The sequence below is a fragment of the Sphingosinicella sp. LHD-64 genome (assembly GCF_031157375.1).
GTDB lineage: Bacteria > Pseudomonadota > Alphaproteobacteria > Sphingomonadales > Sphingomonadaceae > Allosphingosinicella.
The window spans coordinates 329,855-355,247 of sequence record NZ_JAVIFV010000003.1 but is presented as its reverse complement, the minus strand read 5'-3'; the positions used below and the strand labels follow the sequence as shown (position 1 = coordinate 355,247).

24 protein-coding genes and 1 tRNA gene are annotated in these 25,393 nt (G+C 68.7%); 4 read left to right on the top strand and 21 right to left on the bottom strand.

Annotation, left to right across the window (positions count from 1 at the left end):
• Nucleotides 1-3: 3 nt before the first annotated feature.
• Entirely contained in the window at nucleotides 4-1,725 is a 1,722-nt protein-coding gene (locus tag RCO27_RS09700) for a DUF885 family protein (protein ID WP_309002473.1), read from the top strand.
• On the opposite strand, the gene RCO27_RS09695 is transcribed toward RCO27_RS09700, so the two are convergent.
• Genes RCO27_RS09695 through RCO27_RS09680 form a run of 4 tightly spaced genes read right to left on the bottom strand, consistent with a single transcriptional unit; the run spans nucleotide 1,708 to nucleotide 7,916 of the window.
• A complete protein-coding gene (locus RCO27_RS09695; protein ID WP_309002472.1) occupies nucleotides 1,708-3,153 on the bottom strand; it encodes an indolepyruvate oxidoreductase subunit beta family protein in 1,446 nt (481 codons plus the stop codon). The two genes, RCO27_RS09700 and RCO27_RS09695, sit on opposite strands and share 18 nt — an antisense overlap.
• Nucleotides 3,154-3,155: 2 nt before the next feature.
• Entirely contained in the window at nucleotides 3,156-5,279 is a 2,124-nt protein-coding gene (locus RCO27_RS09690; protein ID WP_309002471.1) for an indolepyruvate ferredoxin oxidoreductase subunit alpha, read from the bottom strand.
• Between the two features lie 5 nt (nucleotides 5,280-5,284).
• On the bottom strand, nucleotides 5,285-6,064 hold the full coding sequence (locus RCO27_RS09685) for a cyclase family protein (RefSeq protein ID WP_309002470.1): 780 nt from the start codon (nucleotides 6,062-6,064) through the stop codon (nucleotides 5,285-5,287).
• Nucleotides 6,065-6,104: 40 nt separating this feature from the next.
• The gene (locus RCO27_RS09680; protein WP_309002469.1) at nucleotides 6,105-7,916 is read right to left on the bottom strand and encodes a tetratricopeptide repeat protein; all 1,812 of its coding nucleotides are present in this window, start codon (nucleotides 7,914-7,916) and stop codon (nucleotides 6,105-6,107) included.
• 167 nt (nucleotides 7,917-8,083) lie between these two features.
• Between RCO27_RS09680 and RCO27_RS09675 the strand changes: the two genes are divergently transcribed.
• A complete protein-coding gene (locus RCO27_RS09675; RefSeq protein ID WP_309002468.1) occupies nucleotides 8,084-9,469 on the top strand; it encodes an amidohydrolase family protein in 1,386 nt (461 codons plus the stop codon).
• 9 nt (nucleotides 9,470-9,478) lie between these two features.
• Here RCO27_RS09675 and RCO27_RS09670 read toward each other — a convergent pair whose 3' ends face one another.
• The 14 genes from RCO27_RS09670 to RCO27_RS09605 form a co-directional block, all read right to left on the bottom strand.
• Entirely contained in the window at nucleotides 9,479-9,952 is a 474-nt protein-coding gene (locus RCO27_RS09670; protein ID WP_309002467.1) for a MarR family transcriptional regulator, read from the bottom strand.
• 231 nt (nucleotides 9,953-10,183) lie between these two features.
• A tRNA-Phe gene (locus RCO27_RS09665) sits at nucleotides 10,184-10,259 on the bottom strand.
• 42 nt (nucleotides 10,260-10,301) lie between these two features.
• Nucleotides 10,302-10,490: a DNA gyrase inhibitor YacG gene (locus tag RCO27_RS09660; protein ID WP_309002466.1), complete on the bottom strand. Its 189-nt coding sequence runs from the start codon at nucleotides 10,488-10,490 to the stop codon at nucleotides 10,302-10,304.
• Nucleotides 10,468-11,439 carry a ribonuclease gene (locus RCO27_RS09655; RefSeq protein ID WP_309002465.1) on the bottom strand — a complete coding sequence of 324 codons (972 nt, stop codon included), beginning with the start codon at nucleotides 11,437-11,439 and terminating at the stop codon, nucleotides 10,468-10,470. Before RCO27_RS09655 ends, RCO27_RS09660 begins: the two co-directional genes overlap by 23 nt.
• Entirely contained in the window at nucleotides 11,432-12,001 is a 570-nt protein-coding gene (locus RCO27_RS09650; RefSeq protein WP_309002464.1) for a nucleoside triphosphate pyrophosphatase, read from the bottom strand. Before RCO27_RS09650 ends, RCO27_RS09655 begins: the two co-directional genes overlap by 8 nt.
• A gap of 15 nt (nucleotides 12,002-12,016) precedes the next feature.
• Nucleotides 12,017-12,235 (bottom strand): translation initiation factor IF-1, encoded by a 219-nt coding sequence (gene infA / locus RCO27_RS09645; protein ID WP_309002463.1) that lies wholly within the window; start codon nucleotides 12,233-12,235, stop codon nucleotides 12,017-12,019.
• Between the two features lie 69 nt (nucleotides 12,236-12,304).
• Nucleotides 12,305-13,579, bottom strand: a complete 1,275-nt coding sequence (locus RCO27_RS09640; RefSeq protein ID WP_309002462.1) for an adenosylmethionine--8-amino-7-oxononanoate transaminase — start codon at nucleotides 13,577-13,579, stop codon at nucleotides 12,305-12,307.
• Complete coding sequence (gene bioD / locus RCO27_RS09635; RefSeq protein ID WP_309002461.1) at nucleotides 13,576-14,223, bottom strand: dethiobiotin synthase; 648 nt, start codon at nucleotides 14,221-14,223, stop codon at nucleotides 13,576-13,578. The genes RCO27_RS09640 and bioD overlap by 4 nt, the downstream gene beginning before the upstream one ends.
• Complete coding sequence (locus RCO27_RS09630) at nucleotides 14,208-15,347, bottom strand: 8-amino-7-oxononanoate synthase (RefSeq protein WP_309002460.1); 1,140 nt, start codon at nucleotides 15,345-15,347, stop codon at nucleotides 14,208-14,210. Before RCO27_RS09630 ends, bioD begins: the two co-directional genes overlap by 16 nt.
• 234 nt (nucleotides 15,348-15,581) lie before the next feature.
• Nucleotides 15,582-17,747 (bottom strand): sodium-translocating pyrophosphatase, encoded by a 2,166-nt coding sequence (locus tag RCO27_RS09625; protein ID WP_309002459.1) that lies wholly within the window; start codon nucleotides 17,745-17,747, stop codon nucleotides 15,582-15,584.
• Nucleotides 17,748-17,858: 111 nt separating this feature from the next.
• Complete coding sequence (gene thiL, locus RCO27_RS09620) at nucleotides 17,859-18,803, bottom strand: thiamine-phosphate kinase (protein ID WP_309002458.1); 945 nt, start codon at nucleotides 18,801-18,803, stop codon at nucleotides 17,859-17,861.
• Complete coding sequence (locus RCO27_RS09615; RefSeq protein WP_309002457.1) at nucleotides 18,800-19,186, bottom strand: endonuclease domain-containing protein; 387 nt, start codon at nucleotides 19,184-19,186, stop codon at nucleotides 18,800-18,802. Before RCO27_RS09615 ends, thiL begins: the two co-directional genes overlap by 4 nt.
• Nucleotides 19,187-19,254: 68 nt before the next feature.
• A complete protein-coding gene (nusB, locus tag RCO27_RS09610) occupies nucleotides 19,255-19,710 on the bottom strand; it encodes a transcription antitermination factor NusB (RefSeq protein ID WP_309002456.1) in 456 nt (151 codons plus the stop codon).
• A gap of 14 nt (nucleotides 19,711-19,724) precedes the next feature.
• Nucleotides 19,725-20,621, bottom strand: a complete 897-nt coding sequence (locus RCO27_RS09605) for an alpha/beta hydrolase (RefSeq protein WP_309002455.1) — start codon at nucleotides 20,619-20,621, stop codon at nucleotides 19,725-19,727.
• Between the two features lie 410 nt (nucleotides 20,622-21,031).
• Here RCO27_RS09605 and RCO27_RS09600 point away from each other — a divergent pair, with 410 nt between their 5' ends.
• Nucleotides 21,032-21,535, top strand: a complete 504-nt coding sequence (locus RCO27_RS09600) for a hypothetical protein (RefSeq protein WP_309002454.1) — start codon at nucleotides 21,032-21,034, stop codon at nucleotides 21,533-21,535.
• Nucleotides 21,536-21,597: 62 nt separating this feature from the next.
• Here the strand turns inward: RCO27_RS09600 and RCO27_RS09595 are convergent, their stop codons facing one another.
• The 3 genes from RCO27_RS09595 to purD form a co-directional block, all read right to left on the bottom strand.
• Nucleotides 21,598-22,122, bottom strand: a complete 525-nt coding sequence (locus RCO27_RS09595) for a hypothetical protein (RefSeq protein WP_309002453.1) — start codon at nucleotides 22,120-22,122, stop codon at nucleotides 21,598-21,600.
• Nucleotides 22,123-22,363: 241 nt separating this feature from the next.
• The gene (locus RCO27_RS09590) at nucleotides 22,364-22,669 is read right to left on the bottom strand and encodes a hypothetical protein (RefSeq protein WP_309002452.1); all 306 of its coding nucleotides are present in this window, start codon (nucleotides 22,667-22,669) and stop codon (nucleotides 22,364-22,366) included.
• A 52-nt stretch (nucleotides 22,670-22,721) separates the two neighbouring features.
• Entirely contained in the window at nucleotides 22,722-23,999 is a 1,278-nt protein-coding gene (gene purD / locus RCO27_RS09585; protein WP_309002451.1) for a phosphoribosylamine--glycine ligase, read from the bottom strand.
• A gap of 15 nt (nucleotides 24,000-24,014) precedes the next feature.
• On the opposite strand from purD, the gene xseA reads away from it, so the two are divergent.
• Entirely contained in the window at nucleotides 24,015-25,385 is a 1,371-nt protein-coding gene (gene xseA / locus RCO27_RS09580; protein WP_309002450.1) for an exodeoxyribonuclease VII large subunit, read from the top strand.
• Nucleotides 25,386-25,393: the final 8 nt, after the last annotated feature.

Genomic DNA, 25,393 nt, shown 5'->3' with positions numbered 1-25,393 from the left:
ACGATGATCCGTGCCGCCCTTCCGTCGATCGCGCTTCTTCTCGCTGCGCCGTTGTCGGCGCAGGGGCTGCCGGACGTGATCGACGACTATGAGCGCTTCACCGAGCAACATCCCAGGGAAGCGGGCCGCTCGGATCCGTCCAGCGCTCGCGAGGGCTGGCCGCGCGAGAGCCCTGCCGCAATGGCCGAGCGCCGTGCAGGCCTCGTCGCGCTCCGTGACCGGCTCGCCGCCATCGAGAGTCCGCCCGACGGCGAGGACGCGATCAACCGCGACTATCTCGGTGAACTGATCGGGTGGCGGATCGAGGGCATCGACTTCGATGAGCGCCGTTTCGCCTTCGTGGCGCACGAGGGCTTCTACAATACGCCCTATTACACCGCCCGCTCGGTCACGGTCCGCAACGAAGCGGACGCCCGCGCCTGGATCGCGCGGCTCGCGACCCTGCCCGCCTATTTCGCCGAGCAACGCGCCAATCTTGAACGCGGCATCGCCACCGGCTGGACCCAGCCGGAGGTCGTCGTCAACGTTGCCGTCGGCGTGCTGCGCAACCAGATCGCCCGCCCTCCAGCAGAAGACCCGCTCCTTGATCCTCTGAAGGCTCTCCCGGTCGGCAGCGCGCTGCTCGCCGAAGCGACCCGGACGATCGCGGAGGTGGTCCGCCCGGCCCAGCGCGACGCGCTCGCCTTCATTGACGGCCCCTATCGGGCCCGCGCCCGGCCGGAGATCGGCATCGCCTCGATTCCTGAGGGGCGCGCCTATTACCATTTCCTGCTGCGCTACTACACGACCACCGATCTCACCGCAGAGCAGATCCATGACATGGGTCTCGCCGAGGTCCGGCGTATCCGGAGCGAGATGGAGCAGGTGATCGCCGCTGCAGGATTCCGGGGCACGTTCGCCGAATGGCTCCACTATTTGCGCACCGATCCGCGCTTCTACGCGACCAGCCGGGAGCAATTGCTGGAGCGGGCCAGCGCCGTCGCCAAGCGGATTGACGGGGTGCTGCCGCGCTATTTCGGCATGCTGCCCCGCCAGCCCTTCGCGGTCGAGCCGGTGCCGCGCGACGTGGAGGAAGGCTATACGACCGCCCGCTATGCCGGCGGCGATTTCAGCCGGGGCTTTCCCGGTCGCTTTCTCGTCAACACCTCGCACCTCGATCAGCGCCCGCTCTACGAGCTGCCCGCTCTGACCCTCCACGAAGCCGCGCCCGGCCATCATACCCATATGGCGCGCACCGGCGAGCTGACCCATCTTCCGGCCTTCCGCCGCGAGGGCGACATGCTCGCCTATCGCGAAGGCTGGGCGCTCTATGCAGAACGGCTCGGCCACGAGATGGGCATCTACCGCGATCCCTATGAAGCCTTCGGCAGCCTCTCGACCGAGATGTGGCGGGCGTGCCGGATGGTCGTTGACACCGGCATCCACGTGATGGGCTGGAGCTATGCGCAGGCCCGCGCCTGCTTCACCGAGAACACGGCGCTCGCCGATATCAACATCGACACCGAACTGGCCCGCTATATCGGCGCACCGGGCGGAGCGGTCGCCTACAAGGTCGGCGAGCTGAAGATCGTCGAGTTGCGCCGCCGCGCCGAGCAGCGCCTCGATGACCGTTTCGACATCCGTGCCTTCCACGATCTGATCCTCGCGCAGGGCCAGGTGCCGATGCGCGTCCTCGAAAACCTTGTCGATCGCTGGATCGCGGAGCGCTCAGCCCGCCAGCGCTAGGTCCAGCGCCTCGCCATCCTCATCCGCCAACGCCGCTTCGCGCAGGCGGCGTAGGGCCCCGGCGTCGACACCGCCAGTGCGATAGCGCGCGACGATCCGGTCGTAATTGGCAAGCCCGCGGGCGAAGGTGTCGCCATAGCCCTTGATGAGCTGCTGGCACTTGGTGAGCTCCAGCGCGAGCGCCGAATCGCGCGCCGCCGCCCGCACCAACTCCAGCCACGCCTCGATCCGCGCGTGCTCCACCGCGTAGCGCAGGCTCTTTCGCCGCCAGCGCCGGAAACCGGCGAGGAGGTTCAGCATCAGGAACCACCGGAGGCCCGTCGTCTCGACATGGCGACCCTTGGCGAAGAAGGGGTGCAGCCAGTTCGAGAGCCGCTTGCTCGCCAGGATCCGGCGCCCGAGCCCGGCCGGCAACGTCTCGCAGACCTCCTCGAGCCGCGGGTGCATATATTCGGTCACCCGCACGATCTGATCCGGCGCCGCGCGTACCTCCTCGCGGACGCGCGCGAAGCGGCTGGCGCGAATCTTGAGGTCGGCGACGCGGATCGTGTCCTCATAGGCCATCCACAGCGCCAGATGCCGCGCGGCCTCGGCGATCAGTGCGCCGTCGCCGGACGGGATGCTGCCCAGCCGGTCGAGATAGAGCCGGGCATAAGCTTCGTCCTGATAGTCCATCAACCGCCGCACGCCTTCGATCGCGAACGCATATGCGGATTCCGGCAATTCGGAGTGGATGCGGGCGACCAGCGCTTGGCCGGCCGCGCTGGTGGGAGGGGAAGCGGCCGCTTCCACAGCCCAAGTCTCCTCGTTCCCGCCCTGCGCGGCCGCATAGCCCGCGTCGAAGCCGGCGAGATTGGCGTCCACTGCCTTGCCGCCGGCGCGGATCGCGGCTTCGAACACAGCGCGCGGGAAGGGCAGGGCGCCGCTTCCTGCCAGCGCGCCGAACAGGATTGCGCTGATCGGGCATCCGGCCCGCTCTGCCGCGGCGTCCATATCGAAGCCGATGAAGCTCTTCGCCCGCTCCCGCGCCGCCGTCAGGATGCGTTCGGCGCTCGCTCGGCCATCCCCCATCGCGGACTTTTCCGAGATGGCATAGATACGGTGCGTCGATCCGATCAGCGTCGTGCGGTCTTTCGCGACAAAGCCGCGCAGGATCGCGCGGCCGGTTTCCATCAACTCGGACGCGATGGCGATATCGACATCGCCGGGCACCGGCATCAGGGCCAGCACCGGCTCGGCCGGCCCGCCCGCCGGCATCATCTCGACATAATAGACGGTCGATCCCGTCCGCTGCGCGACGCCCGGCACGGACGTGCCTTGCGCGACATAGCCGTTTTTATCTCCGAGCTGGACGATCCAGTCGGCGAGCACGCCGCCGCCCTGGCCGCCCAGCCCCAATATCGCGATCGCGATCCGTTCGCGGGCCATCGTCAAAAGGCCCGCGCCGCACGCTTGCGGTCGGCGCGGCGCTGCAACGCGCCGATCGCCCAGCCGCGCAGGCGCGCGCCGATCCGGTCCCGCCGGTTCGGATTGAAGACGATTTCCGCCTTGTAGAAGGACGGGCAGAGCACGGCGGTATGACTCACCTCGCCGCACACGCCGCAGCCGACGCAACTGTTGTCGACATGGGCGACCGGATGCTCGCGCAGGAGATCGGGATTGGGCCGGATCGTCAGCGAGGGGCAGCCCGACAGGCGGATGCAGCTGTGGTCGCCCGTGCAGGTGTCCGGATCGACGCCGAACCGCTCGCGCACCACCCGCTCCCCGGACTTGATCGCCTTTGCCATCAACGGTTTCACCCGCCGTTGCCGGTTGAGCTGGCATTCGGACTGGGCGACGAGGACCTTCGGCCCTTTCTCCGGCGCGGTCACCGCCTCGCGGATCGCATCGCGCATCGCCGCGACGTCATAGGTCCGGGTCAGTGTTTTTGCCCAGCCCACGCCGACACCGCGCGCGGCCTTCTCGATCGGATTGTTGGTGCGCCGGTTGGCATTTTCGGCCTTGGAGGACGGAATGTCCTGCCCGCCGGTCGCGGCCGCATAGCCGTTGTCGATGACGATGGTGAGATTGTCGTCCTGGTTGAAGACCGCATTGCCGATCCCGGAGGTGAGGCCGTTGTGCCAGAAGCCGCCGTCGCCCATGATCGCGATCGCGCGCTTGTCCCGCGGCTTGAAGGCCGAGGCGCCGGCAGTGCCCAGTCCGTAGCCCATCGTCGTATTGCCGATGTGGAAGGGCGGCAGGATCGAGAAGAGGTGGCAGCCGATGTCGGCCGAGACGTGGAACGCGCCCAGCTCCTTCTGCACCAGCTTCATCGCCGAGAAGATCGGCCGTTCCGGGCAGCCGGTGCAGAAGCCGGCCGGGCGTTGCGGCACAGCGCTCGGTGGTAAGGCGGGTGGGAGCGTCGGGGCCACGGGCGGCGCGCGGTCCGGCGCCCAGCTGCGCAGGAAGGCGGCGAGCCCGTCGCGGATCACGGTTCCGCTATATTCCCCCGCGCGCGGCAGCACGTCCTTGCCGATGATCTGCGTTTGGAGGCCCGCACGGCGCACCAGCGTGTTCAGCTCATGCTCGATGAATTCGGGCTGGCCTTCCTCGACCACCAGTACGGCGTGCTTGCCCGCGCAGAAATCGTGCACCTCGTCGGGCACCAGCGGGTAGGTGACGTTGAGCACATGGACCGGGATGCGCGCGCCGCCATAGGCGTCGGACAGATCGATGAGCTCCATGGCCCGGTTGAGCGAGTTGAACAGGCCGCCCTGGACGATGATCCCGATCTCATCGGTGGCGGGCCCGAAACGCTCGTTGAGCCCGTGCATGCGAATGAAGTCGAGCGCCGCCGGCCAGCGCTTCTCGACCTTCTCGACCTCGTGAAGGAAATTGGCGGGCGGCAGCACGATCCGCTCGATGTCGCGCTTCGGCGCCTCGGTCGCTTCGACGACGGTCATCGTCGGCCGCCGGTTGTCGCGGGCGGCAAAGCGACCGGTCATGTGGCAGGCGCGCACGCGCAGCTCCAGCATGACCGGCGTGTTCGACGCCTCGGAGAGCTGGAACCCCTTCTCCACCATATCGACGATAAGCGAGAGATTGGGCCGCGGATCGAGCAGCCACATTTGCGATTTCATCGCGAAGGCGTGGGTGCGTTCCTGCATGATCGAGGAGCCCTCGCCATAATCCTCGCCGAGGATGACCAGCGCACCGCCGGTCACGCCGCCCGAGGCGACGTTGGAAAGCGCATCGGAGGCGACGTTGGTGCCGACCACCGATTTCCACGCGACCGCGCCGCGCAGGGGATAGTTGACCGAGGCGGCCAGCATCGCCGCCGCCGCCGCTTCGCTCGCGCTCGATTCGAAATGGACGCCGAGCTCGGCCATCAGCTCGCTCGCGTCGGCGAAGACGTCGATCAGATGGCTGATCGGCGACCCCTGATAGCCACCGACATAGGCGACACCGGACTGGAGCAGCGCCTTGGTGACCGCCAGGATACCCTCGCCGCGAAAGACCTCGCCCGCTCCGATGCGGAGCTGCTCGACCTCGGCCTTGAACGAGCGTTCGGCCATCCGTCCTAGCCCGCGACGAGGGCGAGCACGCGCAGCGGGCTGCCCGAGCCGCCGGCGATTTTGAGCGGGGTGGCGATCACCACGCTGCCGGTCGGCGGCAACTGGTCGAGATTCTGCAGGCACTGGAGGCCGTAGCGACCCGCGGCATGGAACAGGGTGTGGGCGGGATAGGGCGGCTCCAGCAGGTGGGCCTGACCCGCGTCGGTGCCGATCGTCTCGACGCCGAATCCGTGCGCGTCGCGCTCGTCGACCAGGAAGCGCACCGCCTCGGACGAGGGCCCGGGCGTGTGGGCGCCATCGTCTCGGCGGTTGGTGTAGGCATCGACTGGCCGCTTCGACCAATCGGTGCGCAGCAGGATCCAGCTGCGCGGCGGGATGCAGCCATGATCGGCCTCCCAGGAGACGATGTCGGCGACGGTCAGCAGATAATCGGGATCGGCCGTCGCCTTCTCCGATACGTCGATCACCACTGCCGGCGCGATAAAGTCGGCTGGCGGAACCGTGTCGAGCGCGTTGTTGGGCAGGTCCTTGCCGGTCACCCAGTGGATCGGCGCATCGAAATGCGTGCCGGTATGCTCGCCGACGGTGAAGTTGTTCCAGTACCAGGCGACGCCGCGCTCGTCGTAGCGCGAGATTTCCTGCTGGCTGAAGCCGGCGCACTGGCCGAATTCCTCGGGAAGGACGAGTGTCGGCGTGTCTGGCGACAGCGTCTGGGTCAGGTCGACCGTCCGGATCGTGCCCGACGTCACCGCCTGGGCGAATTGCTGAAGCAGCTGGCTTGTCATATGTCTCGCTCCTCTCCCATAATGGCTCGACTGGCCGGCGTCAGGGCGCCGGCACGACGTCGAAGGCGATCGTCGTCCGGAACGCGTCGTCCTCGAACGGCACCGTCCCGTGGTAGAAATAGGATGGAAAGAGAACGAGCTTTCCCACTTCAGGCCGCACCAGCTTCGCGACTTCCTCACGGGCGCCGAGATGCAGCGCCGTCTCGCCGAACTTCAGCCAGCCCTGGTGACTGCCTCCCGAGACCGACGGCGGCAGGGCGACATAATAGCAGGAGCTGATCCACCCCTCGGGATGGACGTGGTTCACATGATGGCCGCCCTGCCGGAGCCGGACCGACCATGATCCCGAGAAGGCGAAGGATCTCGACTTGCGTGCAAGGAACGGATGGCCGGGATCGTTCGGCAGCGCGGCGATATAGCGCGCGACCTCAGCCTCGATCATCGCGCGGATGGTGCGGATTTCCGGGATGCGCCGGTCGAAGAGATCGCCGATCGTCTGGGTGCCGCCGCGCAGCGTCTGCTCCAGCGGATGTTCCGCCATCACATGAAGTCCCGCCAGCGTCGAAGCCAGCTGCGCGTTGAAGGTGACGATGTCGCCCTCCGGCGGCGTCAGGATCGCGCCGCCGACGAAGCGGTCATAGTCGTTCAGCGCGGCGGCACGTGCGTCGCCCAGGAAACGCCGGCACAGGCCCTGATAAGCAAGTGCCTGCTGATCGAAATTCTCCTCGCCGAGGACGGCGAGCGCCTCCTCGTATCGTTCGAGAATGATCAGCGATCGGGCCGTCTCCCGGCGCAAAGGAGCGTGGTTTGGCTCGCGCTCGCGTCCGGCCGCGAACTGGACCAGCGCCTCGGGGATCCGGCCCTGCGACCATAAGGCCTGCCCGAGGCGGTGATGGATGTCGGCGGTTACCGCGCTCCGGCCGACAGCGGGCGTCAGCAGCGCCACTGCCTCGGCCGCCTGGCCGGACAGAGTAAGTTGATGGGCAAGGTCAGCAAGCAAGCCCGAATCGCGCGGATGGAGCCGCAGGGCGTCCCGATAGCTGGCGAGATAGGCGGCATGGTCGCCGGCCTGCCAGCACAGCCGGTTCAGTGAGGCATGGGCATCGCGATCGGTGGGGCGGAGCGCGATGGTCTCGCGATAGGCCTGGGCCGCGCCTTTGGTGTCTCCCAGATCCTGGAGGCAGTGGCCGAGATTGTAGCGGATCTCGGGCGATCCCGGGTCGGCGGCGGCGCATTGTCGGAGCAGCGCAAGCGCCTGGTCCGGCCGGCCGGCGAGCCGCAGCGCCACGGCGAGATTGTGCTTCGTGGCTACATGGCCGGGCCGGAGCTCAAGTGCGGTTCGCAGGGCGGCGACTGCCTCGTCGAGCCGCCCGCCGGCCCGCAGCGCCCGCCCCAGCAGCGCCCAGGCCTTGCCGTCCTGCGGCGCCCGGCGAGTCGCCGCCTTCAGTACGTCACATGCCTCGACCGCTTCCCCCCGCGCCAGCAGGGCGCTGGCGAGATTGACCTCCGCCTCCTGATAGGCGGGCTGCAGCCGCAGCGCCTCGCGATAGGCGGCGATCGCCTCGTCCTGCCTCGCAAGACCGGTGAGAGCATTGCCGAGATTGTTGAGCACGTGCGGTTGATACGGATTGGCGCGCAACGACTTCCGGAACAGGTCTGCAGCTGCCGCATGGTCGCCCCGACCTCGTGCCAGCAGGCCGAGAAGCTGCAAGGCGTCATAGTGCTCGGGATCGGTTGCGAGCACGGCATGGAGCAATCGCGCGGCCGCGTCGGCCTGCCCGGCGCGGCCCAGGCGCATGGCGTCGGCCAGCGTCGCCTGCACTGGTGTTCTCAATGCGGCCGCGGCGCTCATTGGCGAACCGGCTCCCCGCGCACGTCGTCGTCCTTCCTCTGGTCGGCTTTCCCGGAGAAGAGCAGCCTTCCCGGCCGGCCAGCGCAGGAAGGAAGCAAAAACCGCTTGTGCCGTCAAGCGAATCACGTTTTAAATCATATGTAAATTCACATAATATGGAGAGCGGCATGCGGCATGGAACGAAGCGGCGGGGGCGGTTCAGCGGGATGGCGCTTGCGCTTCTGGCGACCGTCATTGCGTCGCCCGCGGCACTTCAGGGCCAGCCCGCGGCCTACGAGACCACCGACGATGTTCGCCGACTGCCGATTCCGCCCGTCGACCGCAGCCGTGAGCCGATCGTCGCCCTCACCAGCGGCACCCTGATAGACGGGCGCGGCGGCGCGCCTGTCTCCGATGCGGTGGTGGTGATGCAGGGCGACCGCATTCTTGCCGCCGGCCCGGCGGCTTCGACGCCGGTTCCTCCGAGCACGACCCGGGTGATCGATGCGACGGGTCTCTACATCATGCCCGGCCTCATCGATCTTCACATCCATTTCACCCAGCAGCGCGGCGACGACATGGGCCGCTATCTCGACAGCCCGGCCGCCGCCGCGGTTCGGGGCACTGCACTGGCCGCCCAGCTGATCGATGCCGGAATCACCGCGGTGCGCGATGTCGGCACGGTCGAGGATGTCGCGCTGCGCATCAAGGAAGGGGTCGACCGTCGCATCATTCATGGGCCGCGCGTGTTCTGGAGCGGACGGCTGATCGCCAGCCCCGGCGGCCACGGCGACGAGGTGACCTCGACCGCGACCGGCCGCCAGCGTGCCGCGGGCTCCGGCGGGCGCCGCGTCGCCAACGGCCCCTGGGAATGGCGCGAGGCGGTGCGCGAGCAGGTCCGCGCCCTCGCCGACTGGATCAAGATCAGCGCGCCCGCGACGCAGGAGGAGATCGCCGCCGCGATCGATGAGGCCCATTCGCTCGGCGTACCGGTCGCGATCGACAGCTTCGGTGCCTATACCGACATGGCGATTGCCGCCGGCGTCGACACGCTGGAGCATCCGCTCGACATGAGCGATCGGGCGGTGGCGCTGATGCGGCAGCACCGCACCGCCTTCGTGCCGACGATCGGCGCGTTCCACAACCTGCTGACCACGGGCTATCCGCCGGCCGGAATCCCCGTCGGCGGCTTCTATTATACGCACTCGCGGCGCTTCCCGATTGATCAGGCACAGCATCTCCGTCGTGTGCGCGAGGCGCATCGCGCTGGCGTGCCGATCGGCGTCGGCACCGACATCCCGTTCGAGAATGAGAGTCGCTATCCCGACGCCTATTTCCGCGAGCTCCGCTATCTCAGCGAGGCGGGCCTCTCCAACGCCGAGGTGCTTGCCTCGGCGACGCGCGTGGGGGCGGAGATCATGCGGATGGGGGACAAGCTCGGCACGATCGAGCCCGGCAAGATCGCCGACATCCTGGTCACCGCCGCCGATCCGCTCGCCGATCTCGCGAACCTCCGGCAGGTGCGCTACGTGATCGCCGACGGCGAGGTGGTCGTGGAGCGTGAAGCGCGCTGAGCAGGCCGCCTATTCGATCGGCAGCTTGCTCAAATTCTGGCTGATCTTGTGCAGCGTACGCAGCAGATGGGCGATGTCGCGGTCGCTGACTCCCTCCATCGCCCGCACGAACTGGCGCCCCACGATCGGGGTGAGTTTTCGCAGCGTCTGCTGTCCGGCAGGCGTGAGCGTGACCTCGGTAATGCGATTGTCCTCGGGATTGGGATCGGTCGTGACCAAGCCCTGCTCGATCATCCGGTCGATGATCCGGCTCACGGTCGATCTCTTGGTGAGAGCCACTTCGGCGAGGGCGCCGATGCTGGCCGGCTGCCGCTCGCGCAGGACCGTCATGATCCGGTAGATCGGCTTGGAGACACCGTGCTTGTGCAGCACCTTGTCCATGTCCTCGTGATATTTGAAGTCGGCATGCGCCATCAGGTAAAAGGGCGAGTTCTCCAAGCGGAACTCGGCATTGCTTGGATCATAGGCACTTCTGTCGGCCATGGATTCGGAAGCCTTTCGTCGTCCTTATTGGGTTCGCTCATGCCGAGCATTGTCGTTACGCAGGTAACGATCGCCCACCGGCTTCGCTTGACTTGTCCTTAGCAGAGCCAATCCGGATGTGGAGCCATAATCCGTTAAAACACACATGTCATCTCACGCATTTTGGGCTGCGATGAGAGAGCCAGGCTCGGCATGAGCGTGGAATCGGACTGCTGTGCTGTCAGAAAGGGATGGTGCCCAGGGGCGGGATCGAACCACCGACACCGTGATTTTCAGTCACGTGCTCTACCAACTGAGCTACCTGGGCGCACCCCGCTCGGGTCGCGGGAAGCAGGGCCTATAAAGGCGCCTAGGCCTCCCTGTCCAGCCCGTCCGTGCCTTCCTCGTCCTCCGCCGGTCCGGCGGGGACGCGATAGGCGTCGCCGAGCCAGTTCAGGAGGTCGCGGTCGCGGCAGCCTTGGCTGCAGAAGGGCTTCGCCGAGGATGTCGCCGGCTTGCCGCAGAGCGGGCAGGCGTCAGCTTTGGGAGATCTGGGCATGTCCGGCCGATATGGCGAGGCCGGGCTCGGCCCGCAAGGCGACCGCGCCGCCGGTGCGGCGGGCGAGCGCGGCGACCCAGCCGGGCTGCGCCTCGATATGGCCGATCACGGCGGGTGCGGCCTGGAGTGTCACCGCGCCGACCATCCGCTCCGCCCGGCGGAGCAGCGCCCGGGCCGCGGCGCCCAACGGGTCGCCCTGCACGATCTCCGGAACCGACGGGCGCTGGCGGCGACGGACGATCTGGAGGAAACCGAAGCCGTTGACCGCGGTGCGCTCGAACGGTTGCGGCAGGACCACGTCGATCGCGGCCGCGGCGCGCTGGCGTGCGGCCTTGTCGGGCACGGTCGGCAGGTCGATGCCGATCGAGCCGCCGATGCCGAGGCGCCGGACCGCTTCGGCTGCGGCCCGCGCGCCCGCTTCCGCTAGCTCCGCCGGCGCCAGCGGGCCATCGACATCGAACAGCGTCATGGCCGGGGTCAGGCTCATCCGCAGCGATCCGCCCTGAAAGGGAATCTCCCCCGTCGCCGCCTGTTCGAGCAGCTCCGACCATCCGGCCTGCTCAAAACGATCGGGCCCATGAGCGGATGCCGCGCCGACCCCGAGTCTTTCGCTGAGCGCCGGCCCGGCACGCAAGTCCGCGTCGGTCGCGCGGCCCACGGCACGCTTGAGATGGCCGGGTTCCGGAATCGCCTCCCGCAGGATCTCGGCGCGGAAGGCGGCGCCTTCGGTCAGCGCCTTCGGCAGCGGCTCGATCAGCGCCTCTTCGCCGCCGTCGAGCGCGGCGATGCCGCGCCGCCCGGGGATCAGGATCGAGGTCAGCCGGGCGGGAAGGATGGCCCCGGCGCGGATCGTGGCGGGCAATTCGATGACGGCCTCGACGATCGTGTCGTCCTCGACCAGGATCGCGCGGTTCTCGCCGATCCCGTCCTCGTAGAGCCACTCAGCCAAGATCGTATCCGGCGGCCTCGAGCAAGGCGCGGGTTTCGAAGACCGGCAGGCCGACGACGCCCGAGTGGCTGCCGGCGAGGTAGCGGACGAAGGCTTCGGCGAGACCCTGGATCGCATAGCCGCCGGCCTTGCCCATGCCCTCCCCGCCGGCGACGTAGCGGTCGATCTCCCGAGCGGTCAGGCGCTTGAACGCGACGATCGTGTCGGAGACGCGGGTGCGGGCGCGATCGTCCGGGCCGACCACGCAGACGGCGGAGTAGCAATGGTGGCGGCGTCCCGAGAGAAGCGCGAGCATGCGGCGCAGGTCCGCCTCGTCCTCCGGCTTGCCGAGGATGCGGCGGCCGACCGCGACGGTGGTGTCGCCGGCAAGGACGATCTCATCCGGCGCCCGTTCGACCGCCTTCGCCTTCTCCTCGGCCAGGCGCAGGACATAGGGGCGCGGGAACTCGCCGGGGCACGGTTCCTCGTCGATGTCAGGCGATGCGAGGCGCGCCGGCACCACACCGATGCGCGCGAGCAGCTCGCGCCGGCGGGGCGATGAGGAGGCAAGCACGAGCCGCATGTCGCGGTCCCGCGCCTATTTGAAGCGGTAGGTAATCCGACCCTTGGTCAGATCATAAGGGGTGAGCTCGACCAGCACCTCGTCGCCGGTCAGCACGCGGATGCGGTTCTTGCGCATCTTGCCGGCGGTGTGGCCCAGGATCTCATGGCCGTTCTCCAGCTTCACGCGGAACATGGCGTTGGGCAGCAGCTCGACCACCTGCCCGCGCATCTCGAGAAGTTCTTCCTTGGCCATTCACATCCTTGCTTCGAAAAAATTCCGAACGCCCTTAGCGGCTGGCCCGCGAAAAGGGAACCCTGCGCCTCAGGCGGAATGTTTCGCGCCGAAACGGTTCGCCGCGTCGCCGATCGCGGCGAAGATGTCGCCGATCTGCGCGGTGCTCGTGCAGTAGGGCGGCATCACGTAGAGGACGTTGCCGAGCGGGCGCAGCAGCAGGCCGCGGTCGAGGAAGAAGGCGCGCAGCGCCGGCGCCACATCCGAGAGATAGCCGCCGCTGGCCGTCCGGAGATCGATCGCGGCGACGCAGCCGATCTGCCGCGGGCTCTCAAGCGCGGGGTGGCCGGCCAGCCTGGCGAGCTCTCCAGCCATGATCGTCGAGAGCGCATCGATCCGTCCCAGCACGTCTTCCTCGCGCCAGATGGCGAGGTTCGCCACCGCGGCGGCGCAGGCGATCGGGTTCGCGGTGTAGCTGCTCGAATGGTAGAACATGTCGGCGCGGTCGCGCGAGAGATGCGCCTCGAAGATCGGTTCGCTCGCCAGCGTCGCGGCGAGCGGCAGCGCGCCGCCGGTGATGCCCTTGGCGACGCACATGATGTCGGGCGCGACCCCCGCCTGCTCGCAGGCGAAGAGCGTGCCGGTCCGGCCCCAGCCGGTCAGGATCTCGTCGGCGATCATCAGGACGCCGTGCCGCTGGCAGATCGCTGCCATTTCAGCGAGGATGGGCGCCGGATAGGTCAACATGCCGCCGGCGCCGAGCAGCAGCGGCTCGACGATGAAGGCGGCCGGCGGCGCTGTGGTGTCGCGACAGGCGGCATCGAGGGCGTCGAGCGTCGCCTGGGCGTTCGCTTCTGCCGGGAACGGGATCGTGCCGACGTCGAACAGCAGCGGCTCGTAGCGCCGGTTGAACACCCCGCGCGCGCCGACCGACATCGCGCCGATCGTGTCGCCGTGATAGCCATATTCCAGCACGAGGATGCGGTGGCGCGGGTCGCCCCGGCGGTGCCAGAAGCCGAGCGCCATCTTGAGCGCGACCTCGACGGCGGTGGAGCCGCTGTCCGAGAAGAAGACGCGGCTCAGGCCTTCCGGGGCGAGCGCGATCAGGCCGCGTGCCACAGTCTCGGCCGGCTCGTGGGTGTAGCCGGCGAAGATGAGCTGATCGAGCCGCGCCGCCTGCTCGGCGATCGCCGCGACGATCCGCGGATGGCAATGGCCGTGGGTCGTCACCCACCAGCTCGAGACCGCGTCGATCAGGGTCGTCCCGTCGGCGCAATGCAGCACCGCCCCCTCGCCGCGGACGACCTGCGGGATCGGTTCGTCGAGGCCGTGCTGGGTGAAGGGATGCCAGACCGGGGAGGTCACAGCGCCCTCGCCAGCGGCACGATGTCGATGTGCGTACGCATCGCCTCGGCCAGGGCGCCGGGGGTGAGCGGGTCCAGCCAGGGCAGGCGGCCCAGCGACGGCACGCCGGCGAGCTTCGGCACGATCCGCGCGTTCTCGGGATGAGGGTCGCCGATGAAGGCGAGGCCGATCACGTCGACGTCGAGGGCCCGCAATGCGCGGACGGTCAGCAGGCTGTGGTTGATCGTGCCAAGCCCGGTGCGGGCGCAGACGAGCACCGGAGCACCCCAGATCGCGAAGACATCGGCGAAGAGCAGGGCCTCGTCGAGCGGGACCAGCGCCCCGCCGGCACCTTCGATCACGAGCGGCCCCTTCACTTCGGGGATGGCCAGGCGACCGGTTTCGATCGAGACGCCCTCTTCCCGGGCGGCAAGGTGCGGTGACGCCGCGAGCTTCAGCCGATAGGCTTCGGACAGGATGCGGTCGCGCGGCAGGCCGGAGAGGCGCGCCACCGTCTCGCTGTCGCCCTCAGGGTCCGTGCCGGCCTGGACGGGTTTCCAGTAATGGCCGCCGAGCAGGCCGGCGAGGCCGGCGGCGAAGACGGTCTTGCCGATGCCGGTGTCGGTGCCGGTGACGACGATCGGGCGGGTCACGCGGGCACGCATTCCAGCACCGCGGCGAGCGCTTCGGCGAGATCGTCGACATCATGTGTACCGACATTGAGCGTAAGCGAGATGCGCAGCCGCGAGGTGTCGTCCGGAACGGTCGGCGGGCGGATGCCGCGCACGTCGAAGCCGGCGGCGCGCAGCGCCCCGGCCGCCGCCATGGCCCGGCGTTCGTCGCCGAGCACGAACGGGATGATCTGGCTCGCCGGCGCCGGCAGCCCGAAACGCGCGCCGAGCAGGGCGCCGGCATGATCGCGCAGTGCATCGAGGCGGGCTCTCAGATCATCGCCGCGCGCGCAGCGGTCGAGCGCGGCGCCGGCGGCGACGGCCATCAGCGGCGAAGGCGCGGTGGAGAAGATGAAGCTGCGGGCGCGGTTGACCAGGAAGTCGACGATGATGCGAGGGGCGCACACCAGGGCGCCCTCGACCCCGAGACCTTTGCCGCAGGTGTGGAGCGACACGACATTGCCGGCGCCGTCGAGATGGGCGGCGAGGCCGCGCCCGCCCGGGCCGAACACGCCGGTCGCATGGGCTTCGTCGATCAGCAGCCAGCCGTCCTCGGCGCGGGCGATGGCGGCGAGGTCGTCGATCGGGCCGACGTCCCCTTCCATGCTGTAGACCGTCTCGAAGGCCAGCCAGACGCGGCCGCGACCACCGGCGGACCGCCACTCCGCGACGATGTCGGCAAAGGCGTCCGCGTCGTTGTGACTGGCGAAGCGATGCTCGGCGCGGCTGCGGCGCAGGCCCTCATGGGCGCTGGCGTGGACCAGCTCGTCGGCGACGACGAGGTCGCCCGACTGGGGCAGGGTCGCGAACAGCGCCATGTTGGCCGCGAAGCCGCTCGAGAAATAGAGCGCGGTCTCGGAACCGAAGAAACGGGCGGCCTTGTCCTCGAGCGCCTCGTGTTCGGGATGATTGCCGCGCAGCAGGCGTGAGCCGCCGGATCCGGCCGGCACGCCGCGAACGACCGCCTCTGCGACGGCGCGGGCGATGTCAGGGTCGCCGGCGAGGCCCAGATAGTCGTTCGAGGAAAAGTCTCTTCCGAGGCGCGGGGCCAGAGACCGAAGCCGCCCGGCCTCGCCGAGCGCGGCAAGCTGGCCGGCGAAGATGTCCATCCGTTCCATCGCCGGCCCTGATAGCCGCGCCGCGCTGCGCCGCAACAAAATAAGGGACGCCCGGATCGCTCCGGACGGGCCTGACATCGACACCGTTTGGTGTCTGGGTTCCCGTTGATCTTACGTCAAAACAGCTTCGTCATTGCGAGGAGCGAAGCGACGAAGCAATCCAGCCCAACTCGGAAGCCGCACTGGATTGCTTCGCTGCGCTCGCAATGACAATTCATTCAAATCCGCGCGACGCTACAGAGCGCCGTGGCCCGCCAGCGCCGCCAGCAGCAGCAAAGCGACGATGTTGGTGATCTTGATCATCGGATTGACCGCCGGGCCGGCCGTGTCCTTGTAGGGATCGCCGACCGTGTCGCCGGTCACCGCGGCCTTGTGCGCCTCGGAGCCCTTGCCGCCGAAATTGCCGTCCTCGATATATTTCTTGGCATTGTCCCAGGCGCCGCCGCCCGAGGTCATCGAGATGGCGACGAACAGGCCGGAGACGATGACGCCGATGAGGAGCGCGCCGAGCGCCGCGAAGCCCTGCTCCGGCCCCGCCACGTAGCGGACGACGAAATAGACGACGATCGGCGTGAACACCGGCAGCAGCGAGGGGAGGATCATCTCCTTGATCGCCGCCTTGGTGACGAGGTCGACGGTCCGGGCATAATTGGGCCGCGACGTGCCCTCCATGATGCCCGGATTGTTGCGGAACTGCTCGCGCACCTCCTCGACCACCGCGCCGCCGGCGCGGCCGACCGCGGTCATGCCCATCGCCCCGAACAGATAGGGCAGCAGCGCGCCGAGCAGCAGGCCGACGATCACGTAGGGATTGGCCAACGTGAAGTCGATGTTGGCGTAGGACACGCCGAGCTCGCCGGCGAACTGGCGAAGATCGGTCGTATAGGCGCTGAACAGGACGAGCGCGGCGAGGCCCGCCGAGCCGATCGCATAGCCCTTGGTCACCGCCTTGGTGGTGTTGCCGACCGCGTCGAGCGCGTCGGTGCGGGTGCGGACGTCCTCCTCCATGCCCGACATTTCGGCGATGCCGCCGGCATTGTCGGTGACCGGGCCGTAAGCGTCGAGCGCGACGACCATGCCGGCCAGCGCCAGCATCGCGGTGGCCGCGAAGGCGATGCCGATCAGGCCGGCGAACTGGTAGGAGACGATGATGCCGATGCAGATGACGAGCGTCGGCAGCGCGGTCGATTCGAGGCTGATCGCCAGACCCTGGATGACGTTGGTGCCGTGGCCGGTCTGCGACGCCTTGGCGATCGACTTCACCGGGCGGTAGTTGGTGCCGGTATAATATTCGGTGATCCAGACGATGAGGCCGGTAACGGCAAGGCCGACGAGCATCGAATAGAAGAGATCCCAGCCGGTGAAGCCCTGGCCGGCCGCGGCGGCTGCGGTCGGATCGATCAGCAGGTCGACCTCCGAAGCGCCGCCGATCACGGCGTTCATGTCGCCGAGCGTCTGCATGGTGACATAGAGGATCGCCGGGACCGAGAGGATCGCGGTGGTCCAGAAGCCCTTGTAAAGCGCGCCCATGATCGAGTTGGAGGAGCCGAGGCGCACCATGTAGGTGCCGATGATCGAGGTGATGATGCAGACGCCGCCGATGATCAGCGGCAGACTCATCAGCGCGGTCATCTGCTCCGCGCCCGCCTGCACCAGCAGGGCGATCAGCACCATGGTGGCGCCGACGGTGACGACATAGGTCTCGAACAGGTCGGCGGCCATGCCGGCGCAGTCGCCGACATTGTCGCCCACATTGTCGGCGATCACCGCCGGGTTGCGGGGATCGTCCTCGGGGATGCCGGCCTCGACCTTGCCGACCAGGTCGGCGCCGACGTCGGCCGCCTTGGTGAAGATGCCGCCGCCGAGGCGGGCGAAGATCGAGATCAAGGAGGCGCCGAAGGCGAGCGCGACGAGCGCGTCGATGACGGCGCGGTCGTTGGGCTGATGCCCCTGCACCGCGACGAGCACGTAGAAGAAGCCCGCGATGGCGAGGAGCGCGAGGCCGGCGACCAGCATGCCGGTGATCGCCCCGGCGCGGAAGGCGACGGTGAGGCCGCTCTGCAGGCTGGTGCGGGCGGCCTCCGCGGTGCGCACGTTGGCGCGGACCGAGATGTTCATGCCGATATAGCCGGCGGCGCCGGAAAGGATCGCGCCGATGACGAAGCCGATCGCAGCATTCACGCCGAGGAACAGTCCGACGAGGACTGCGACCACGACGCCGACGATGGCGATGGTGGTGTACTGGCGCCCGAGATAGGCCTTGGCGCCCTCTTGGATGGCGGCGGCGACCGCGACCATCCGCTCGTTGCCGGCGGAGGCGCGCAGGACCTGCATCGATGTGAGTATGCCGTACAATACGGCGACAAGCCCGCAGCCTATCGCAATGAGCACCACGTTCATGAATGTCCTTCCCCTGTTGATTCATTGGCGGCGCTGAGCCCGCGGGCGCGGAGCCTATGTTGGAAGCCGGGGCGTTGCAACCGCTTGCGGACGGGCCGGAATCCGGCGGCTTCAGTGGCCATGCTCGAAGCCGATCCGGGCCGGCAGCGGCACCGGTCCGGCCGCGTCGCGGAGCGCCAGGCCGGCACCGGATTCGAAGTGGCCGATGCGGGACAAAGGGAGGCCGATCTCGTCGGCGAGGGCGAGGATGGAGGGGGCCCGATCCTCGCGCGTCGCGAAGAGCAGTTCGTAGTCGTCGCCGGCGGTTGCCGCGTCCAGTCGTGCGCCACGTTCGCCGCCCTTCTCGCTCAGGAACGCCTCGGAAAGCGGGACCGAATCCAGCTCGATCGAGGCCGCGCACCCGCTCGCCTCGGCCATGCGGGCGGCGTCGATCAGCAGACCATCCGATACATCCATCATCGCGGTGACGAGCGGCGCGAGCCGCTGGCCGGCTTCCAGACGCGGGCGGGGATTGCGGTAGCGCTCAATGAGCGCCGCCGGCTCCGCCTTGCCCGCATCGAGGAGCGCAAGGCCCGCGCCCGCGTCGCCGATCGACCCGCTGACCCAGAGCAGGTCGCCCGGCGCGCCGCCGCTGCGGGACGGGGCGACCTCGGCGCGCCCGATCGCCGTCAGGCCGAGCGCGCGCGGCGCGCCCTTCGGCATGGCCACTGTGTCGCCGCCGAGCAGCGGCAGGCCGAATGCCTTGAGCGCCGTTCCCAGGCCCGCAGCGAAGGCCGCGTCCCATTCGCTGTCGCCCAGCGCGTAGCCGAGCAGCGCGCCGACGGGCGCCGCGCCCTTGGCGGCGAGATCGGAGAGGTTCACCGCGACCAGCTTCCACGCCACGTCCGCGGGCGGATCGTCGGGCCGGTAGTGGACCCCCTCGACGATCATGTCGTGGGTGAGGACGAGCTTCGTACCGCCCAGCTCCAGCACCGCCGCATCGTCCATCAGTCCGCGCGCGGCGGGGTCAGCCGCCAGCGCGCGCAGGCTTTCGATGAAGGCCGATTCCGCGCTCATTTCTCCCTCCCCCTTGATGGGGGAGGGTCGGGGAGGGGGTGGCGTTCGAGCAGCGCTGCCCGGACAGTCGTCCACACCCCTTCCGGATTGCCAAGCACCTCATGATTCCAGAAGCGAATGACGCGATATCCTTCGGCTTCGATCAGGCGGGTGCGCTGCATGTCCCGTTCGGCCGAATGCTGCCCGCCGTCGATCTCTATCACCAGCCTTGCGCGATGGCTTGCAAAGTCCGCCGTGAACATCCGGAGCGGCACCTGAAACCGAAAGCGTGCCTCGGGGAAGCTTTCTCGTAAGAGCCGCCACATCGCGCGCTCGGCATCCGTGGCGTTTGCACGGAGTATGCGCGCTCGGGCGGTTGCGTCTTCCGAAGGGCGATACCTCATCCTCACCGCCTTACGACCTGCGTTCACCCCCACCCAACCCTCCCCCATCAAGGGGGAGGGACAGAAAACTACCGCCGCACCTCTTTGGCGATGGCGTCGAGCAGGCCGTTGACGAAGCCGCTTTCGCGGGCGTCGTAGAAGGCCTTGGCGACGTCGACATATTCGCTGATCACGCTGCCCACCGGCACGTCGGCGCGGGCGGCGAGCTCGTAGGCGCCGGCGCGCAGGATCGCCTTCATCGGCTTGTCGAGCCGGGCCAGCGACCAGCCCTCGGCGAGCCTGGCCGAGATCAGGCTGTCCAGCTCCTCGCGGCGGGCATCGACGCCGGCGACGACATCGTCGAAGAACTCGACCTCGGCATCGGCATATTCGACGCCGTCGATCGTCGCGCCGAGGCGGTGGTGGTGGAATTCGTGGAGGAGCCGGGCGAGCGGCGTCGATTCCATCTCCTGCTGGTAGAGCGCCTGGACGGCGGCGAGCCGGGCGGCGGAGCGCGACCGCGAGCGTTTCGGTGTGGTGGCCATGCCGGGGCACATAGCTAAGGCGTCTCGGCGATGAAATCCCGGATCGCCGAAACCACGAACTCGGGATGTTCCCACGGGATGAAATGGCCGGCGTCCGGGGTGGCGGCGACGGCGAGATTGTCGACATAGTCGTGCAGGGTGCCGAGCTGGACCGGGAGCAGGGCCTTGTCCTTCAAACCCCAGATGACGAGCGTCGGCATCGTCAGGTGCGGGAACGGCGCCTGCGTCCATGCCGGCAACTCCGCCGCCTCGCCGGTCTCCGGCACGACGATCCCGCTCGCCCGGTACCAGTTCAGCATCGCGGTGAGCGCGCCGGGCGCGGACCATTGGTCGAGATAGGCCTGCTTCTCCTCCGCCGGGATCAGCGAGAGATCGGCGTGGCTGCCGAATGTCTTGGTGTAGAATGTCTCCCAGCCCATCGCCTCGATGCCGCGCTCCATCGTCGGGTTGCGGAAGGCGCGGATATATTGGGAGGCGGCGCGCTGGTCCGCATCCTCGATCAGGCTCTTCTGGAACACGAGCGGGTGGGGCGAGTTGACGATGACCAGCCGTTTGACCCGCTCGGGATGCCGGAGCGCCGCCAGCCAGGCGACAGCGCCGCCCCAGTCATGGCCGACCAGGGTGAAGCGCTCCAGCTCCAGCACATCGGCGAGCGCGATCAGGTCCTCGAGGATCCGCTCGGTCGCATAGGCCTCGACGCCCTCGGGCTTGTCCGACCCCGCAAAGCCGCGCTGGTCAGGGGCGACGACGAAATGGTCCTCGGCAAGGGCGGGCGCGACGGCGCGCCAGGTGCGGTGCGATTCCGGAAAGCCGTGGAGGAGGACGATCGGCTCCCCGCGCGCGCCGCCGCGCTGGAGGTTCAGCGTGACGCCCGTGGGAAGGGCGATGCGGGTGGTGGCGAGGCCGCTCACAGGCGTTCCCGGCGACTCGCGCGACGGCGGCCGATTCGTTCAGCTTGGCCCCGCTTTGGCTGAATAAGGTTCATAAGTTTCAGCTTCCCTGGGCGAAAAAATCGCTCTGTTCGAAGGGTAGGGCAAGGCCGGTCTGGCGGCGCGACGGAACGAGGCGAATCGCGGATCGCATCCCGCCAAGGTGACAGGCGAAATCCTATTTGTATCCAACAATCACCGGCGGCTGCTTTCGACCCATTGCAGACATTTATGCTGGCCGTCATGCTACCGCGATGATCAGTCCACGATCCGCCTCCGCTGACGTGCGGGTCCGTGAGGCCGTTGAGGCGGTCTATCGAGCGTTTGCACTACCGATCCCTGCCGTAATCGAGGGATGTCCCTGCTGTATCTCGACGCGGGGTGTGGATGTCTTGCTGACCACTCCGTTGCGAGAGCTTACGGGCCAGCAACTCTGGCGATATGTATCGGGCGCTTTCCTCACGGTCGGCGGCGAACTCGATTTTCGGTATCTTTTGCCGCGTATCCTGGACATCTCGGTGAGCGACCCAACAAACGCCAACGACCCGGAAATCGTTCTCGGGAAACTGAGACTCGCGAACTGGAGATCGTGGTCCGCCGCAGAGCAGGGCGTAATCGAGGAGTTCCTGGATGCGTGGTTCGAGTGGGCCTTGGCGCGCGACTTGGCGGAGGTTGACGACGGGTGGATTGGAACCGAGGCCGAAAGCGTGCTCTGTGGAGCGGCGCGCGCCGGCCTTCCCCTCGCGCGCTGGCTCGTACGATTGCACGCACCGCAGGCGAGTCCTGTGCTGGCGGACCTCAAGGCGCGATTTCCCGGTCAGCTATCAGCCTTCTGGGAGGGCACGCCGGAGGGATTTCGGGACCTGTCGACCATCCTATTTCAAGGGGCAGCTTAGGTTCGCTTTCCACCCGTAGCGGATAAGAGAAGGGCGGTCGAAACCGCCCGTTAATACCGCCTCTATCCCCCCAGCTTCCCGAACTTCACCTCGAAGCCGTCGACGTCGCCCCGTGCCAGATAGCCGGCCTGCTCGGCGACGCGGTCGCGGGCGAGGCGGCCCCTGAAGGGGCCCATACGCTCGTCGAGATGGGCGAGCTCGGTGTCGTTGAAGCCGCCGAGCTGGGCGTAGCGGGTGATGCCGAGCTCGTGGAGGCGCGCGACCATCTTCGGGCCGACGCCCTTCAGCCGGGTGAGGTCGTCGGCCGGACCGGCGGGTGCGCCGGCGAGCTCGCGATGCGCCTCGACGCCCAGCACCTCGCCGGCGACGTCTGTGGTCGCGGCGGCGACCTCGTCGGTGACGCCATTGCCTTCCGGCCCGTCCTTCTTCGCCTTCATGTAGGGCCGCTCGGTGTTCGCGACATAGGGCGCGCCGTCCGGCCGCTCGACCCGCGGCGCGGCCTTCTTCGGCCGCATGATCAGGAAGCCGAGGATGAGGACGGCGAGGACGGCGACGATGATGCCGATGGTGGTCGCGTCGAAGGTCATGACAGATACGCTTTCCTGGTTATTTCCGGTTGGGCCGGCGGAACATCCACCAGCCGGTGACGAGGCCTATTCCCAGCGCGGTGGCGAGGAGCGGCAGGTTGAATTGGGCGAGCGTCAGCATCGTCCGGGCGCCCTCACAGGAAGGTCTCGCGCTTCGGCCGGAACAGCAGCCAGCCGACGCCGACGCCGATCAGGTAAGCCGCGGCGACGAGGATTTCGGTTTCGGCGATGAGCGGCATGGTCAGTTCTCCCACCGGTAGCCGGAGATGCCGGGAATGGCGGCGATCCGGTCGTTGATGCCGGGAAACTGGCCCTGACCCTCGCGCTGGAACTCGTCCGCATCGCCGGAGAGGATGGCTTCCCGGTTCAAGGGATCGCGCTCGAAGCGGGCGCGGACGCCCGGCACCTCGGCCCGCGCCAGCACCGCGTCGGCCTGGGTCTGGAGCGAATCGACGAAGGCGGCGCCCCGGCCAAGCGGGCCGTGGCTGATCCAGCCCGCAGCGAGGGCGGCGGCCAGTCCGATCGTGAATTTGCCCCAGGCCGGCATTGCGCCTCCCCAACGTTCTCGAACGCCACAATATCCCGCGTCGGCGCCCGCGTCAGCCCTTCAGGCGCGCGACCTCGCGCCAGCCGATGTCGCGGCGGCAGAAGCCGGTCGGGAAGTCGATCGCGTCGAGAGCGGCATAGGCCGCGGCCTGCGCCTCCAGCACGGTCGGCCCAAGCGCCGTCACATTGAGCACGCGCCCGCCATTGGCGACGAGCTTGCCGCCGTCCTGCGCGGTGCCGGCGTGAAAGACCTTGGCGCCGGTCGCCTCGGCCGCGTCGAGCCCGCCGATCGCGCCGCCCTTTTCGGGTGTGCCGGGATAGCCTTTGGCGGCCATCACAACGGTCAGCGCGACATCCGGCCTGAACCTGGGGGGCGTGGCATCGGCCAGCTCGCCCGTCGCCGTCGCCAGCATCAGGTCGAGAAGATCGCTGTCCAGCCGCATCATCAGCACCTGGCATTCGGGATCGCCGAAGCGGGCATTGTATTCGACCAGCTTGGGACCCTCGGAGGTCAGCATCAGGCCGGCATAGAGGATGCCGGAATAGGGCGTGCCGGCCTCGGCCAGCGCCCGCGCCGTGGGGCGAACGATCTCGTCGAGGGCGCGCGTTTCCAGGTCCGGCGTGAAGATCGAGGCCGGGCTGTAGGCGCCCATGCCGCCGGTATTGGGGCCGGTGTCGCCATCGCCGACGCGCTTGTGGTCCTGGGCGGAGCCGAAGGGCAGCACCGTCTCGCCGTCGACCAGGGCGAAAAAGCTCACCTCCTCGCCGGTCATATATTCCTCGATCACCAGCTCGGCACCGGCCGCGCCGAAGCTGCCGTCGAACATCGTGTCGAGGGCCGCGGCGGCCTCCGCCTCGGTCTCGGCGATGATCACGCCCTTGCCGGCGGCGAGCCCGTCCGCCTTGATGACGACGGGGAGGCCGAAATCGGGCAAAGCCGCCTCGGCCGCCAGCCGGTCGCTGACCCGCGCATAGCCGGCGGTCGGGATGCCGGCGCGCGCGCACAGATCCTTGGTGAAGCCCTTGGAGCCTTCGAGCTGGGCGGGAATGCGGTTCGGGCCGAAGACCGGGATGCCGGTGGTGCGCAGATTGTCGGCGAGGCCGTCGACCAGCGGCGCCTCGGGGCCGATCACGACCAGCCCGATCGAATGGCGGCGGCAGAAATCGATGACGGCGCGGTGGTCGGCGGGATCGAGCGCGACCAGTTCGGCGGCTTCGGCGATGCCCGGATTGCCCGGCGCCGCGTAGAGCTTGCCCAGCCGCGGCGATTGCGCGAGCTTCCAGGCAAGGGCATGTTCGCGCCCGCCCGAACCGATGAGCAACACATTCATGAACAAGACTCTGGCATGAGCGACGATTTCCTTCCCGATGGCGGGCTCCTAGCAAGCGAGGTGGCGGGCGACAACGCGCCGGCGCTATCAGTGTCGGAGCTGTCCTTCGCCTTGAAGCGCACGGTCGAGGGGGCGTTCGACCATGTCCGGGTGCGCGGCGAGATTTCCGGCTTCAAGCGGGTCGCCTCGGGCCATTGCTATTTCACCCTGAAGGACGAGGCGGCGAACATCGACGCGGTGATCTGGCGCGGCCAGGCGGCTGCCTTGCGCTTCCGGCCCGAGGACGGGATCGAGGTGATCGCGACCGGCAGGCTCACCACCTATCCGGCGCGCTCGCGCTACCAGATCGTCGTCGAGCGGCTGGAGCTGGCGGGGCAGGGCGCGCTGATGGCGCTGCTCGACAGAAGGCGGCAGGCGCTGGCGGCGGAGGGGCTGTTCGACGAGGCGCGCAAGCGGCCGCTGCCGTTCGCGCCGCGGACGATTGGCGTCGTCACCTCGCCGACCGGCGCCGTCATCCGCGACATCCTCCACCGGCTGGAGGACCGCTTCCCGGTGCGCGTCGTCCTCTGGCCGGTTCCGGTGCAGGGCGACGGCGCGGCGGAGAAAGTCGCCGCGGCGGTGCGCGGGTTCAACGCGCTGCCGGCGCCGCCCGATCTGCTGATCGTCGCGCGCGGCGGCGGCTCGATCGAGGATCTGTGGGCGTTCAACGAGGAGGTCGTAGTGCGCGCTGTCGCGGCGTCCGCCATCCCGACCATCTCGGCGGTCGGCCACGAGACCGACACCACCCTGTGCGACTTCGCCGCCGACCGGCGCGCGCCGACGCCGACCGCCGCGGCCGAGCTCGCCGTGCCGGTCCGCGCCGAGCTGATAGGGCAGGTGCGCGAGCTCGGCGCGCGCGCCGAACGCTGCGCCCGGCGGACGCACGAGCGGGCGGGCGAGCAGCTGCAGGCGCTGCTGCGGCACTGGCCGGCCAGGGAAGATCTGCTCGCCCCGCAGCGCCAGCGGCTCGACGATCTCGGCGAGCGCCTGCCGCGCGCGCTGCGGGGCCGACTCGACCGCGCCCGCGGCGAGCTCGGCCACGCCGCCGGCGCGCTGCGCCCGGTCCTCCTGCGCTCCGCGCACGAGCGGGCAAAGGAGCGGATCGCCGCCTTGTGGCGGATCGCCGAAGCCGCGCATCCGGAGCGGCCGCTGCGGCGCGGCTATGCGCTGGTGAAGGACCGTGCCGGCCACGTCCTCACCTCCGCGGCAGCCGCACGCGAGGCGCGGCTCCTCGGCCTCGTCTTCCACGATGGCGCGGTCGACGCGACCGTCGGGGAGGGCGGTCCGCCGCCACCGCGACGCGGCGGTCCGGCGCCGCCCAGGGTTGATCAGCCCAAGCTCTTGTGATTGACGGG